Annotated in this window: 11 protein-coding genes; 4 read left to right on the forward strand and 7 right to left on the reverse strand. The window is 44.9% G+C overall.

Annotation, left to right across the window (positions count from 1 at the left end; all coding sequences use genetic code 11):
* Nucleotides 1-335 precede the first annotated feature (335 nt).
* Complete coding sequence (locus tag QYT14_RS14985) at nucleotides 336-590, forward strand: type B 50S ribosomal protein L31 (protein WP_005943009.1); 255 nt, start codon at nucleotides 336-338, stop codon at nucleotides 588-590.
* A gap of 84 nt (nucleotides 591-674) precedes the next feature.
* Here QYT14_RS14985 and QYT14_RS14990 read toward each other — a convergent pair whose 3' ends face one another.
* A complete protein-coding gene (locus QYT14_RS14990) occupies nucleotides 675-1,313 on the reverse strand; it encodes a DUF3256 family protein (protein ID WP_288325396.1) in 639 nt (212 codons plus the stop codon).
* A gap of 115 nt (nucleotides 1,314-1,428) precedes the next feature.
* Here QYT14_RS14990 and QYT14_RS14995 point away from each other — a divergent pair, with 115 nt between their 5' ends.
* Entirely contained in the window at nucleotides 1,429-2,727 is a 1,299-nt protein-coding gene (locus tag QYT14_RS14995) for a phenylacetate--CoA ligase (protein ID WP_288325436.1), read from the forward strand.
* Between the two features lie 12 nt (nucleotides 2,728-2,739).
* Nucleotides 2,740-3,168, forward strand: a complete 429-nt coding sequence (locus tag QYT14_RS15000; protein ID WP_237039944.1) for an amino acid-binding protein — start codon at nucleotides 2,740-2,742, stop codon at nucleotides 3,166-3,168.
* Nucleotides 3,169-3,254: 86 nt separating this feature from the next.
* On the opposite strand, the gene QYT14_RS15005 is transcribed toward QYT14_RS15000, so the two are convergent.
* From QYT14_RS15005 to QYT14_RS15030, 6 genes are all read right to left on the reverse strand, one after another.
* A complete protein-coding gene (locus QYT14_RS15005; RefSeq protein WP_288325397.1) occupies nucleotides 3,255-5,984 on the reverse strand; it encodes a substrate-binding domain-containing protein in 2,730 nt (909 codons plus the stop codon).
* 102 nt (nucleotides 5,985-6,086) lie between these two features.
* Entirely contained in the window at nucleotides 6,087-6,965 is an 879-nt protein-coding gene (locus tag QYT14_RS15010) for a carbohydrate kinase (protein ID WP_288325398.1), read from the reverse strand.
* A 2-nt stretch (nucleotides 6,966-6,967) separates the two neighbouring features.
* A complete protein-coding gene (locus tag QYT14_RS15015) occupies nucleotides 6,968-8,128 on the reverse strand; it encodes an MFS transporter (RefSeq protein ID WP_237039941.1) in 1,161 nt (386 codons plus the stop codon).
* A gap of 98 nt (nucleotides 8,129-8,226) precedes the next feature.
* Nucleotides 8,227-10,104 (reverse strand): DUF4980 domain-containing protein, encoded by a 1,878-nt coding sequence (locus tag QYT14_RS15020; protein ID WP_288325399.1) that lies wholly within the window; start codon nucleotides 10,102-10,104, stop codon nucleotides 8,227-8,229.
* A gap of 231 nt (nucleotides 10,105-10,335) precedes the next feature.
* Nucleotides 10,336-12,654 (reverse strand): TonB-dependent receptor, encoded by a 2,319-nt coding sequence (locus QYT14_RS15025; protein WP_288325400.1) that lies wholly within the window; start codon nucleotides 12,652-12,654, stop codon nucleotides 10,336-10,338.
* 247 nt (nucleotides 12,655-12,901) lie between these two features.
* Nucleotides 12,902-14,635 carry an ATP-binding protein gene (locus tag QYT14_RS15030; protein ID WP_288325401.1) on the reverse strand — a complete coding sequence of 578 codons (1,734 nt, stop codon included), beginning with the start codon at nucleotides 14,633-14,635 and terminating at the stop codon, nucleotides 12,902-12,904.
* A gap of 288 nt (nucleotides 14,636-14,923) precedes the next feature.
* On the opposite strand from QYT14_RS15030, the gene QYT14_RS15035 reads away from it, so the two are divergent.
* Nucleotides 14,924-15,535, forward strand: a complete 612-nt coding sequence (locus tag QYT14_RS15035) for an HU family DNA-binding protein (protein ID WP_237039937.1) — start codon at nucleotides 14,924-14,926, stop codon at nucleotides 15,533-15,535.
* Nucleotides 15,536-15,545: the final 10 nt, after the last annotated feature.

Here is a 15,545-nt window from a genome sequence, read left to right on the forward strand (position 1 = left end):
ATTAACCATTGTTCTAATATTTATAATTGTTAGTGAATTAAATTCCACTGCAAAATTAAGCATAAATGTTCTAACTATGGCATTTTCGCTCTAAAATTATCTTATTAATTATGGTTTTATTAACTTATATCTATGCTAAACATCTCAAACAGATTATATTGTAATGTCGACCTTGCAATATGGGCAAACAATAAAATACAGATGAAAAACAAAAAAAATACGGCCGAAGTTTTTCTCTTTCAAAGAAATGACCTATCTTTGCAGTCCAAAATTGAACCATTACACATTGTTGTTACCAAAACAGTAAAATAATAACAATAAAAACATATATCAAAATGAAAAAAGGTCTTCATCCAGAAAACTATCGTCCCGTTGTATTTAAAGATATGTCAAACGGTGATATGTTCTTGTCTCGGTCAACTGTGGCAACTAAGGAAACCATCGAATTCGAAGGTGAAACTTATCCGCTGCTGAAAATTGAAATCTCCAGCACATCACACCCCTTCTACACCGGTAAGTCTAAATTGGTGGATACAGCAGGTCGTGTTGATAAGTTCATGAGCCGTTATGGTAACCGCATGAAAAAGTAATTTATAACTTCATTCAAGTTACAAAATAAAGGCTGTGACTCCTCCGAGTTACAGCCTTTATTTGTGTCCACACATGTAATCCTTTCATCTTCCCCCGACAAACTTTCCGCCTGTCCATTCATACACCACCGGCTCTTTCTTTATATAAGCAGCCAGTTTTTCTCTTTCTGATTTTGCCAGATAATCGGGAGTGGTATAGGTAAAACTCAAGGTGGTATTCTCCGGTGAGAGCGTAACTTTCAAAAGTTCCATGTCGGCTTTTTCACGCAACAAAGGAAAATCTCCATTCAAAGAATCAACTGGAAGATAAAACGCTTCAACGGGCGGCAACTGCACATAATCCTGTTTGGGAAGTTCTTGCCACTGAGTAGAGAAGAAGCGTATCTCACTATCGCAAGCGGATGCACACACAGTATTCACCATACACACGATTTTCACCGAATCATTCAACGGAAGCAATTTCATCTCCAGCGTGCTTCTTGAAGTCGTTTGCAGTTGCAGATAGCCATCTGTCAGTTTCTTCAGCTCCGCCGTCTTTCCGAAACGGTTTTTCACTTCCGCTTTCATGTTACTGGCAAGAAAGTCAATGCAATCTTCCCGGTTCACCTTCGTGAGCAATGGTGCAATAGAATCCGGCATCGAGACAAATAATGTCTTCATATCTTGCGCCTGCACGCCAACCACACTTGCTATACCAATCAATATACTTATCAGCTTTTTCATATTATCATCTTTCATTAAGCGTTCAAAGATACATATTTTCTCTCCCATTTGTCAACCGTATAAGATTTTTTTCTACTTTTGTGCAATTGATAACCAACTAAGCATGAAAGATACTATGTATTTACACCCGGAAATGGAGACGCTGACACGTCCCGAGATTGAGAAACTACAGTTGGAACGTTTGCAAAAGACCGTCCGCCACTGCATGAATTCTCCTTTTTACAAGAAACGCTTTGAAGAGAACCATCTGAAACCCGAAGATATCCGCTCACTAGATGACTTACGCAAGATTCCCTTTACAACCAAACAAGACCTGCGCGATACTTATCCTTTTGGAATGGCTGCCGTTCCTTTGGAAAAAGCAGTCCGCCTGCACTCGTCCAGTGGCACAACCGGTAACCCGACCGTGATTCTTCACACACAGAAAGACCTTGACGAATGGGCCAACGCCGTTGCACGCTGCCTCTACATGGTAGGCTTACGCCCCGGTGATATCTTCCAAAACTCCTCCGGCTATGGAATGTTTACCGGCGGACTTGGATTTCAATACGGAGCGGAACGTATGGGCATGCTTACCGTTCCTGCTGCTGCCGGCAATACCAAAAGACAATTAAAGTTCATTACTGACTTCGGAACCACCGCATTGCATGCCATTCCCAGCTATGCAGCCCGCCTGTACGAAGTGATGGAAGAAATGGGCATCGATCCGCGTCGGGATACCAGACTCAAGACATTAATTATCGGGGCAGAACCTCACTCTGAAGAACAACGCCGCCGCATCGAAAAGATGTTGGGAGTCAAAGCATATAACTCCTTCGGAATGTCCGAAATGTGCGGCCCCGGCGTAGCCTTTGAGTGTCAGGAGCAAAACGGCCTGCACATTTGGGAAGACTATTATATCGTTGAAATCATTAACCCCGATACGCTGGAACCCGTGCCCGATGGTGAAGTAGGTGAACTGGTGTTGACCACCATCAACCGCGAAGCCATGCCGATGTTGAGATACCGCACTCGCGACCTCACTCGTATTCTTCCGGGAGAATGTCCGTGCGGACGCCATCATAAACGTCTGGACAGAATGAAAGGCCGCAGTGATGACATGATTATCCTGAAAGGGGTTAATATCTTCCCGATACAAATCGAAACAGTATTGTTGCAATTTAAGGAGCTGGGCAGCGACTATCTGATTACACTCGAAACAATGGAATCAAACGATGAGATGACTATCGAAGTGGAACTCAGCCAGTTGTTTACCGACGACTATGGTCGTTTGCAAGCCCTTACCCGCGAGATTACACGCCAGTTGAAAGATGAAATTCTGGTTACTCCGCGAGTAAAACTTGTCCCGAAAGGCTCTTTGCCCAAATCGGAAGGCAAGGCAGTGAGAGTAAAAGACTTACGTAAAACTTTTTAAAAAGATAAAATTATGACCGTCCAACAATTATCTGTCTTCATTGAAAACAAAGCGGGGACATTACAGAAAGTATTGAACTTATTGAAAGAAGCAGGCATACAACTGATTGCTTCCACCATTGCCGATACAGTGGAATATGGCATTTACCGTATCATCTGCTCGGAACCCAAACGCGCATACGAAACGCTGAAAGAGGCTGGAATATCCGTGGCGCTCTCTGATGTGTTCGCCATCACACTGGATAATCAGCCGGGACGGGCAGCAGACGCTATCACCATTTTCAGTGAAGCCAAAATAGGAATCACTTATCTGTATTCCTTCTTGTTAGGAAACAAAGGCATATTGATTTTCCGCACAGATAATCCCGACAGAGCAAGAGAAGTGATTATTCTGAATAATCTCTCTTTCGTAGCTGAGAAAGACTTGTCGACGCTGATTTAAATTATTTATCGTAGGGGCGGACCCATGTGTCCGCCCGATACATTTGCTGTACCATTCAGGCAGACACATGGGTCTGCCCCTACAATTTACCCTCTTCGTTTCAAGAAGTCCGTAGGACTTTCTCCAAAATACTCCTTATAACATTTTGTAAAATAAGAAGGAGAAGTAAAACCTACCTCATACGTTATCTCGGAGATGGTTTTCTCTGAAGAAGCCAACAAGGAAGCGGCTTTCTTTAATCGGGCAATACGCAACAACTCATTGGGCGAATAATTGGTAAGCGCCTTTATTTTACGATACAGCTGTACCCGGCTCATTCCCATCTTGCTGCCCAACTCCTCTACACTCAACTCAGAATCCGCCAAGTTTTCTTCTATCAACGCCCTAAAGCGATTGGCAAACCCTTTATCTACTTCACTTACCGATTCTTTAGACAAGGTAGTCTTATCTCCGAAGAATTGTTTCAACCGCTTATGGTTATCCATCAGATTACGAAGCCGTACCAGCAACAGTTTGGAGTTAAAAGGTTTGGAAATATAAGAGTCCGCCCCACACTCAAATCCCTGTATCCGCTGTTCATCCAGCGAACAAGCGGTGAGCAGCATCACCGGAATATGGGAAGTCTGCAATTCTGTTTTCAACTTTCTGCAACATTCCAGTCCGTCCATTACCGGCATCATTACATCACAGATTATGGCGTCAGGCACATATTTCATGGCTTTCTTCAGGCCGGCATGCCCATCAGGAGCCTCTATCACCGTATATTCTCCTTGCAACAATGACTTCACATAGTCACGCACATCCGCGTTGTCATCTATTATCAAGATACATTCCTTATTCTCATCCGGAATCTGCTCTTCTGTTTCCATATCCTCCAGCTCCTCCACCACCGTCTGCTGTGTGATGCGCGGTTCCTGCACGAGGCCTGCCGACGGCTCTTCCACTACTGTCATAGGGATATCCACTGTAAATACAGTTCCTTTTCCTTCCACACTGTCCACCGTTATCTCTCCACCGTGCAGTTCGACAAAAGCCTTTGCCAAGGCAAGTCCGATGCCCGAACCTGCATGGTTTACGTCAATCTGATAAAAACGGTCGAAGATATGCCGGATATATCGGACAGAGATTCCCGAACCGGTATCAGCAACCACCAGATGGGCATATCTTCCACCTCTCTCCTTCACCAAAGTAGAGAGTGTAACCGTAATAGTTCCATTCTCCGGTGTGAACTTAAACGCATTGGACAATAAGTTGAAATAGACACGTTCCATTTTCTCGGCATCCAGTGCCATCAGATAATCTGCCTGGTCATCATTCACCTCCAATACAAAATGAATATGCTTTTTCAAAGCCAACGTTTGGAAGGAATGGCTCCATTCCTGCAACTGCACCCGTAGATTCATATTGGCTCTTACCAATTCCAATTTATCGTTTTCATACTTACGGAAATCAAGAATCTGATTGACAAGTCTCAGCAAGATATGTACATTCTTATGCACCACCTTTAATAAGGATAGCTGTTTCGGAGTCAACGACTTATCCTCTAAAAGCTGTTCCACCGGGTCGGCAACCAACGTAAGCGGAGTGCGGAAATCATGGGACACATTCGTAAAGAATACTAGTTTGGCATGCGTTGCCTCTTCCAATTGCTTTGAAAGACTGATAAGTTGGTCACGCTGCTCCTCCAGTTTCTTCTTCTGAGAAGAAAGTTCCGCATTCATCCGGTTCTTCATCCAATAGGCACGCACAATAATGGCCAGCAATGCCGCAAACAGAATCAGAATAACCAGACAAGCATACAGAAACATAGTCTGCGCCGAATAACGCGACCAGAATTCATCAATCTGCCCATTCAGTTTCTCTATCTTTCCGTCTTGTTCCAAAATATGGTCGGTCTGTAACTGCATCACGCGGGCATTCGTCTTGTCCACTAATGCCGTAGAAAGTATATTCTCTTTCTCAAAAGCCCTTTTCTCCAAAATGTCCATGGCAACCTGCATCACCTTATCCCCTCCGGTAGGATAAATAAAAGAGGCATCCAAAACACCGTTCATCACCTGCTCCAATCCATAATCTTTTCCGGGCAGTGCATCCACTCCCACAAAAAGTATTTCTTTTTCCCTTCCCTGCTGCCTGGCCGCCAGATAAGCTCCGATTGCCATACGGTCATTCTGTGCAAAGAGCAAATCAATCTCTTTGCAGGCACGCAATACAGAATCTGTCTTTTCGTTTGCCTGACTCTGCAACCAACCTCCATCCACACTTCCGATTCTCTTTATGCCCGGAGCCTCAGCCAATGCATCCATCAAACCCTTATGTCTCTCCATGGCAGGCGTAGACCCCTCCAACCCTGTCACCTCAAAGATATTCCCTTTCCCGTTCAAGCGACTGACAATGTAATGTCCCACGTCATTGCCAATCTTATAATTATCCGCCCCTACAAACGCCGTATAATTATCCGACAATGTCTTGCGGTCTACCACCACTACCGGGATTCCTCTTTTTATCGCCTTTTCCACCGAAGGAGTGATGGCCGCCGCTTCATTGGGAGCCACGATTAACAAATCGACCTTCTTGTCAATAAAATAATTGATATCATTTATTTGATATTGATTATTGTCTTTTGCCGTACGGAACTCCACCTCCACTCCATCATAAAAAAGTGCTTCACGCTGCATCTCATTATTCATCTTATGCCGCCATTCATCATCGCTGCATTGAGACACACCGATGTGATAACGCGTTGCCCTCCTGCTGCACGACGACACCAACAGGCTACCGATGCATACCAGTATACACATAACATAGTTTTTCATGCTTTCCACCGTTATTGTTTGAACAAAGATAAAAGGTAACAGTCAATAATACAAGTTTATAAAACAAAAAGAGGCTACCTTCACAGGCAACCTCTCCGGGCATTATAGTCTAAAATTGCCCGGCAGCTGGGGCATCGCCCCATTCTGTGTACATACATAAGCGGAAACATCCACTGCCAGCTTATGCGCTTCGGGCACACTCTTGCCCTTCAAGACAGCAGCCACAAAAGTAGCGGTGAAAGAGTCTCCTGCCCCCACCGTATCCGCCACTTCCACTCTCGGAGTCTCCACAAATGAAACCTCGCCGGGAGTAAACACATAGCTTCCGTTTACCCCACAAGTAAGAATCAGCATCTTCAAGTTGTACTTGGCAAGCAGAATCCAGCATTTATCCTGCAGGTCGATACCCGGATAACCAAACATACGGCTCACAGTCACCAATTCTTCATCATTAATCTTCAGGATATTGCACTTCTTCATCGAGCTGCAAAGTATCTCCTTCGTATAGAATCCCTGACGCAGATTCACATCAAATATCTTGCACTGTCCTTCCCCGTCGGGCATCACATCCAGAAACTTATGAATTGTTTCTCTGGAAACCACGCTGCGCTGTGCCAGCGAACCAAAACATACCGAACGCGTTTTTTTCGCCAGTTCTTCCAAAGCCGGGGTAAAAGGGATATTGTCCCATGCCACATTCTCTTTTATATCATACATCGGCACACCATTCGGGTCCAGCTCCACTTGTACCGTGCCGGTAGGATAAGGCACTCTTGCAATCTGATAACTTAAGTGCTTGCTGTCAAAATTGGCTAGAATCTCATCGCCCAACTTATCCTCTCCCACCGCACTCACCACACGGCTGTCAAAGCCAAATTGCGATACATGATAAGCAAAGTTTGCCGGAGCACCTCCTATTTTCTTTCCTTCGGGCAGCACATCCCAGAGTGCCTCACCCATTCCTACGATAATATCATTCATGGTCATTTCTTTATTTTTAAGGTATATATTAACAAGTAAATCACACCAACTGTCATCACTGCTACAGCTCCTGTCTGTCCCACCGCATCAGCGGCAATTCCCATTGCCAACGGAAACACGGTGCCACCAAACAGGCCCATTATCATCAGGCCGGACACCTCGTTCTTCTTTTCGGGTGCGGCAAACAATGCCTGCGAGAAGATGATGGAAAACACATTGGAGTTTCCAAAACCAATCATGGCGATACAAATATAAATAATAGTTTCGGTATGGAACATAAACAAGCCTGCCATAGCCAATAACATTAACACTACGCTGAAAGCAAAAAAGAACCTGGCAGAAGCTTTCTGCAGGATAAAAGCTCCCAAGAAACAACCGATTGTACGGAATATGAAGTAAAGGCTGGTAGCAAAACCTGCCTCTGCCAGTGTCATTCCCAGACGTTCCATCAATATTTTCGGGGCAGTGGTATTGGTACCGACATCAATACCCACATGACACATGATGCCGACGAAAGAGAGCAGGATGAACGGTTTTCCCAACAGAGCCAGACAAGCCTTGAAACCGGAAGCTTTGTCGGGCTGCTCTTCTTCAATGGGAGTGGAACCCAATAAAACGATGGCAAGCACCGCAATCACCATATAAATGGGAAACAATACCCTCCAGCCCAATCCGAAAGTGGGAATAGCCTGTGTAGCGCCCCACATGGCAATATAAGGAGCCAGAAAAGAAGCGATGGCTTTGACAAACTGTCCAAAAGTAAGTGTACTGGCCAATTTATCTCCCGCTATAATATTACTCAACAAAGGATTCAGAGAGGTCTGCATCAGTGCATTGCCGATGCCCAGCAAAGAGAAAGACAATAGCATAGTGACATAACTGTCTCCGAAAACAGGAATCAGCAAAGAGGCAAAAGTCACAGCAAGACTCAGAAGTACCGTTTTCTTACGCCCTATCTTATTCATCAGTATTCCTGTAGGAACCGAGAAGATAAGGAACCAAAAGAAAACCAGTGACGGAAAGATATTGGCCTGCGCATCCGTCAGGCTCAAGTCGGCCTTGACGTAATTGGAAGCGATGCCCACCAAGTCTACAAACCCCATGGCAAAGAAACAAAGCATCACCGGGATTAATTTGGCATATAGGTTTTTATTGTTGTTCATGGTTTTATTATCTATTGTTTTTTTGTACATTGTTCTTATTCATTCACCGTAGGGGCAGACACATGGGTCCGCCCCTATGGGAACACCTAACCTATTTACTATAAACCTAATTTATATATCATGAAATCCGTCACTTTCATTTCCCCTCCTTCATTATAAAAACGAAGCGTGTTATAAGGTTCATCCGGAAAGACTAAATTAGTCATGGCAATGCGTCCGCCATCTACAAAAATCTCAATAGAACACTTATCCACAAAAACATCCAGATGATAAGTTCCGCCTTTGCACAAAGAGAGCGGCGCCCAAGTACCCAATGCAAAATCATTCTTATAATTCACAGAGAGTTTCATGCGGTGATTGTCCGTCTCCTTTTCGTGCACATTGAATTTGCTCGGCTCGCCCAAGTCGGTAATGCCGCTTTCCGTGCGGTCCATCACCAATCTGTGTTCTTTCATATCCAGATAAATGTTCACTTTCTCACCCTTACTGTTCAACAGCTCGAAACCTGCCCTCTGCGACGCGCCCGGAGTAATATCCATCGAAAGTTCGTATGCTCCGTCTGTATCGGGAACCAGCTCCTCCAACCGGCTCTCGCCATTTACAGTCAGACGACCCACTTCGCGCACCTCTTTACGCAACGCCTCCGTTTCCTTCACCGCATTGGCAGCCATATATATCTGTCCGTCCTTTGTATAAAGGCTCAATTCGCGGGGCAGCGAGTTGGCACTGCGGTATTGTTTGGTAGGAAGGATATTGGCATACTGCCAATTGCTCATCCAGGGCACGGCAATCGTACGTTCTCCCGTATTCGAAAAACAAACGGTAGCATAATGGTCCTTACCAAAGTCCAACCATTTGGTCACTTCGGGCTTTGTGTCACACTTAAACTCTTTGCCGTCAAAGTCACCGATAAAATACTGTGTAGCGCTACCGCCAAACATACACCCCGGATTGATATTGACAATCAATACCCACTTCATACGGTTCTTGTCACCGTCCACAGGCAATTGCACAAAATCGGGACACTCAAACTGGCTGGGCTGTACTCCGTAACCTTCGCCGAAGCCACTCATAAACTCCCAGTCCTTCAAGTTCTGCGAAGAATAGAAACGCATCTCTTTGTCGGCAGATACCACCATCACCCATTTTTGATCAGGTTCATACCAAAAGACCTTCGGATCACGGAAGTCCTTCAATCCGTCAAAAGGAGTCAGAATAGGATTCTTCTCGTATTTGGTATACGTACGTCCATTGTCTGTGCTGTATGCCATACACTGAATCTGGCCGTTCTTGTCACTGGCCGAAGTATAGAAAGCAACCATTGTATTTTCACCGTAGCCTGCGCTGTTCTTTGTATCCACCACTGCACTTCCCGAGAAGATATGCCCCAAGGTATCCCTTGCGATGGCAGGGTCAAGATGCTCCCAATGCACCAAATCCTTACTCACGGAATGTCCCCAATGCATATTTCCCCATACCGAACCGTATGGATTATATTGGAAGTAAAGGTGATATTCACCGTCTTTATAAACCAGTCCGTTGGCATCATTCATCCAACCATAGAGCGGAGTGTGATGATAAACGGGACGGAACTTATCTCTGTTTGTTGTATCAAAAGTATCCGAGACCTTAATGCTGTCCCAGCATAGGGCATCGGCTGCCACATTGCGGATAGTCACCGTTGCGCCGCTTGCATCTTGCGATAAGGCAAAAGGCACATAATATTCTACATTGTCTGTGGCCAGACGGACATCCATTTCCGTATCTGCCGCACTTCCCATATCGAGTTTTACCTGTCCTTCATCGCTGCTTTCCTGAACGGGGAGCAACAGATATTTAGACGGATTTGCAATATGTACGATGGTCAAGGTATCCCCTTGATGTTCGAACGTCAGATTGTCTTTCGGTGACTGGCAAGACACTGCGCCTGCTGTAAAGGCCAAACCTAATGCAAGGTTAACGAAATTTGTTTTCATGGAGTATAGGGTATTAAAAGTTTTGTTTGATTGTTCTTTTGTATCGGCAAAGTTAGTGGAAACCCGCTTTACCGGCTGAAACATTTGTTTCATTGTTATGTATAAATGTTACATGAATGTTTTTTTCACCGTAGGGGCGGACCCATGTGTCCGCCCGAATGCACAAAGCAAGCCATTTCCAGGCAGACACACGGGTCTGCCCCTACAGTGGGACAATCTCAATAAAAAAAATCAGAATGTTATTTTCGCTGCAAATTCTACGGTGAACGGACGGATGTAGCTTCCTGCCATCCATGCACCGTTATAAGCGACAGCATTTTCCTTATCCACCAGTTCCGCACCCGAAATGCTTCCCTTTGCACCGGTCTGATTCAAGAAGTTAATCACCGTTCCGCTTAAAGAAAGATGTTTGTTCACATTCCAGTTAATGCCGCCAAAGGTTTCCCAGCGTCCGTTAAAGTAATAAGCATTCTTAATATTGGCATACGTCTTGCTGAAGTAACGGAAGCTGGCCCATACCTTCAAGTCTTTGGTGATGTTGTAACTCGGGTCCAGTTCAATCAGCACCTTCGGAATTTCGGTTACAATATTACCGGTGGCGTTGATGCCCGAAGTCGTTCCGTCACTGAAAGTAACCCCCGTCTCATATTTCTTGTATTTCGGGCTCTGGTAAGTAAACAAGAAGTGGAAATCAAATCCTTTGAAAGGCTTCACAACCGCATCTGTTGTCCAACCAATGGTTTCAATATCATAGCTCAGTGCTGCGGCTTTGATATCCTTATCATTGTTGGGGTTAATCAGATTCAGTGTCGAGTTGTTATTTGTCTTGGCAATATAAGTGAACAAGGAAGTCAGGCTGAGCCAGTCATTATTGAAATAGATACCGGCACGTCCCAACGGAATGGTTATCTTATCTACATTCGGCATCTCGGCAGGTGCAAAGTTCGACATATTCGGACGCTGGGTATTGTAAGTGAAATCGGCAGTGAAACCAAACTGTTGCGTCATCTTATAAGTAGCGGCTGCCGTGAATGCCATATTGAGCCAATCATAACTATAACCGCGAGGGGCAATCTTGGTGCCGTCGGCTGCAATCGCCCCGATGTGATAATTGGCAAAACGGCCTACCGCTTTTCCGTCTGCATTGTACACAGCCAGATTCTTTCCTGCCAAACGCTGGTATTCAAAACGAGCGCCATAATACACATTCCATTTATCAGTAATATCCCAATCGTGAGTAGCATAAAGAGCCAGCTTATTTTCATGGCCTTTATAGTATTCCGAAGCATTCTGATTCAGATTATAATATGGAGTATCACCATAATGATGAATGTCTTTGGTATCGGCACTGTAAAGAATCTGAGGATATTCTTCTACCGTATGGTCGTACATCGTGGTGTTTGAAGCATAGTCCACATCATAATACCATTCGTTCAAGCCCACGCGCCAAGTCATGTTGTCATACTTCCGTGACAGTTCGGTGGTAAAGAAGAACTCATCGATGCTACCCCGGTTGAAACACGACATACGGCTCTGCACATACCCTTCGTAGGGGGTCAGCGTTCCGTCCAATGCCTTCCGGCTGTAGCCGTCCGCCACTGTTTTCTTCTCCATCGACATGGGAGTCTGGTAGAGATAAGAGCCCAGTGCATGGTCATATTTCATATTCACAGTCCACTCCAAGCCATTATCCCATTTGTAACGGTTCAGCAATGTGAATTGATTGCCTTTGCTGGCAGTAGCATCATAAAGGCTTGTCTTTTTCATCTCACCTGTGCGCATATCCATATAAACAATGTCCGAGACATTAGGAAGATAGGAAGAAGTGCCGAGTCCGAATCCGGGAATTTCCTTCACACTGCCGTCACCCACATAAATAAAGGGCGCACCGGTAGTGGCATTCGACAGCCAGTGACTATTACTGTAATGATAGATGGCCGACAACTGTCCGCGACCTTCATGGTAGAACTTTGTCAAAGCAAACTTATAGATTTGTGTGCGGTCCTGATACTGTGCAAAGCGAAGTTTGAACGAACCCGGGTCAAAATTCTGATAGACACTTCCACTGTAGAACCAGTCCTTGCCGATGCTTCCGTTCAAGTTGAAATCAAACTGCTGTTTGCCAAAGTGATTGGTATTATAATTCAGCACGCCATTGAAATCCTTAGCCTTGTTCAGTCCCAATTCGGTAAAAGAGTTCACAGCATAACCGATGTTTCCGGTAGTAATGGCAGTTTCGGATATTTTAAGCAGTCCGGTATGCCCCAAGCTACTGTCTCCACGCCAGTGCGTGTTTACATTATGGGGATTTGAATTATAGACCACGGGCAAACCGTTTTCGAGTACATTCACATCGCCGCCGGGCAGACCGATGGAGATTTCACGTGGGCCATTGGCACTGGCCGCATTCAGCATGACATTTCGATTGCCTTCTTCCTTCGAGTTAGAGACGACTTTGGCTGAGTCTTGTTGTGCGTGGCTGTTCAAGCAAGCGGCTGCCCATATAATAAGGAGCGCGCCCATTCTGTTCATTCGCTGATTCTTGTTCATAGCATTAAATGTTTTTAGAAGTTTTTCTGAGGCAAAGGTAAGGGTTGTCTCACAACACTTTTGAAACATTTGTTGCATGGGATAACACTCTTGTTTCCTTGTAACAAAAGTGCTCAATTATGTAACATTCTTAGTGAACAGAAGTCATTCCGAAAGTCCTTTCACGCTTCACGCGTCCAAAAACCGCCATTTCATCGAAGAAAATTGTGAAAGAAACTGTCGGGACTGAAGTTTCACCCCGATGCAATCAGCATTTTATTTCTTCGCATTTCACCATATCCCAGCCCTTAAACTGAAGCAAGATGCAATGCAAGTCAGTTCCACTGCCGGCGAGCAACACTTTTTTGTCCCGACTATACTGTTCCAACTGCCGTCTTCCTTCGCAGGCTTGCTCCTCCAGCTCAGCCTCAGTAGCTGTACGCGACGCATACTTCAGTTCCATAATATAGCTGTGTTTCGTTTCGGGATAACGCTGCTTGTCGGACAACAAGAAGAAATCACAATAACCATAATTCATTTCCAGTTCGGGATGCACCAAGTAATACGAGGCCAACGCCAAATATGCTTTAAAAAAGCCTTGCAGATTACGTTCCCCCTCTATGGCATCGCGGACAGCCGAATTATCACGGTAAGCCTTGGCAATGAACTCAAACAAAGGCTTCCAATCTCCGTCAAAAGCCATATCATCAATTAAATCTTTCAAACGAGGCAGATAAATTTCTCCATGCTGCTGGTAATACTCACGAAGGAAGCCGAAGTATTGTTCACGCACGCAGTTATTGGGAATACACATCACGATGCGGTCACCTCTGGTTCCACACATTGTAAGCAAACCATAATAATAAAGCAAACTCCGGAAATTATCGGTTTGGGTAATCTTCTCAGCGGGGAATGAGGTATGCAGGTTCACCAGAATTTCTCCTTTCGCCCCTATCTCCTCTATAGTGCTCATGCGGTCCTCCCCTTCCTGATTTTCATGGTCGAGCCGGGCAAGCATCTTGAGTTTACTATAATCCGTGCGAATATTCTTATCAACCATTTCTTTCGGAGAAGCTCCCGACATCACCCGATGACGCAAATAATACAATGTCATATCACAATTGAATATCTTCGGGTCGGTTCTTAAACTTTCCTCAGCAAAACAATAATTATCGTACCAAGGTTTCATCTCCCGAATCATTTCGTCGATATCCCCTTCCAACCTACCTGCCTGCTGATAATACCGAAACATCTCGCGCACTTCCGTTTCACTGAATCCCATCATCATGTTGAACTGCGGAGCAGTACTGATATTCCAATCAATATTATATCCGCTGGAAAGGTCGTCCAACGTCACCGGACTCACTCCCATCATAAAAATACGTTCAAACATACCTTTAAATTGCTTGAAGTATTCCCGGTAAAAACCGCTGGCATGGGTCAAGTCACGGAAAAGGTTCTTGCCTTGTTCACTCAGTATGACATTGGTAAAGTTATCATATTCATCAATAATCAAATAAAGCAAATGTCCCAAACGCCGAGCCGTGGCCTCCAGCCAATGCAACTTGGTGGAAGCTTCGGTGGAAGCGACTATCCGGTCAAAATCCGTTTCATTCTGATAATACTCCGCATACGTACTGAAGAAATCATTCAACTGCACACTGCAATAATCATTGAAATTATCTTCCAATGTTCCCCTGCCCAGATTGGCTTTAGAGAAGTCAAAGTAAAGCACTTGATAAACGCCTTGCAGTTTGGTGGGATGCTTGCCTATCCACAGATTGCCGAACCATTGTTCAAAACGGTCTTTTTGCGACATATCATAATAAGCACGCATCATGGTAAGGAATACACTTTTCCCAAAACGACGCGGACGAACCCAAAGGAGATAGTTTGCCATATCTTCTATCAGAGGTAGAAAATGCGTTTTATCTACATAATAATAATCCTGGCCTACCAATCGGCTGAAATCCGACACTCCGTAAGGTATTCCTTTTGCCATAATCCATCTGTTTTTGTTCAAGACAAAGTTAGTTCTTCTTTTTCTCTTTAACAACCCCTAAACTCTTTTTCTCGGCAGATTAATAGGTTTTTACGGTATGATTAAGTACTTTTGTACTGAATACTAAGACAGACTCCGCCAACAGACTGTACAGTCCGTTACAGTAGACCGTACAGTCCATTACAGCAGACTATACAATCCATTGCAGCAGATTATAAAAGCCCTTAGGAAGAAAACCCTTAGCCTTCAGGAATAAACAACTTAATTCTCCTATTAAAAAGCATTAGCATGGCAGCAAAGTATGATTTCAAGACGTCTCCCGACATACAGGGGGACAAGGAGCAGCCCACCCTGTATCCACAAATTGTAGTATCGGGCACAAAAGACCTGACAGATTTAGCTAAGGACGTAGCCCGACGCTCCACCATCAAGGAAGGAACGGTTCTAGGCCTGTTCTGTGATTTGGAAAGTATTATCGCCAATTATCTGGCAGACGGTTATAACGTGAGACTGGGGGAGCTAGGCACTTTCTCCGCCACCCTGACCTGTCGCAAGGTGACAGACAAGCACGAGATACGCGCTGCATCGGTACACTTTGACAACGTGAAGTTCAAACCTACCCGGCAGTTTCGCAAAGAGATACGTGCCAAAGGCGAATTAGAACGCGCGGAATATGGTTTCCGGATTTCTTCCTCCCAATATTCGGAAGAAGAACGCTTTGCATTACTGACGGCCTATCTGAAGGAACATTCCGTCATTAACTGCAAGGAGTATTGTAAACTTACGGGACTGCTGAAGACAAAGGCGGGCATCGAACTGCGCCGATGGTACAACGACAAGAGGATAACAAGAGAGGGACGGACTCCGCACGTGATGTACAGGGCAATGCCGGAGGCTTAATTAATACACC

This window comes from uncultured Phocaeicola sp. (assembly GCF_948499155.1).
Lineage (GTDB): Bacteria > Bacteroidota > Bacteroidia > Bacteroidales > Bacteroidaceae > Phocaeicola > Phocaeicola faecalis.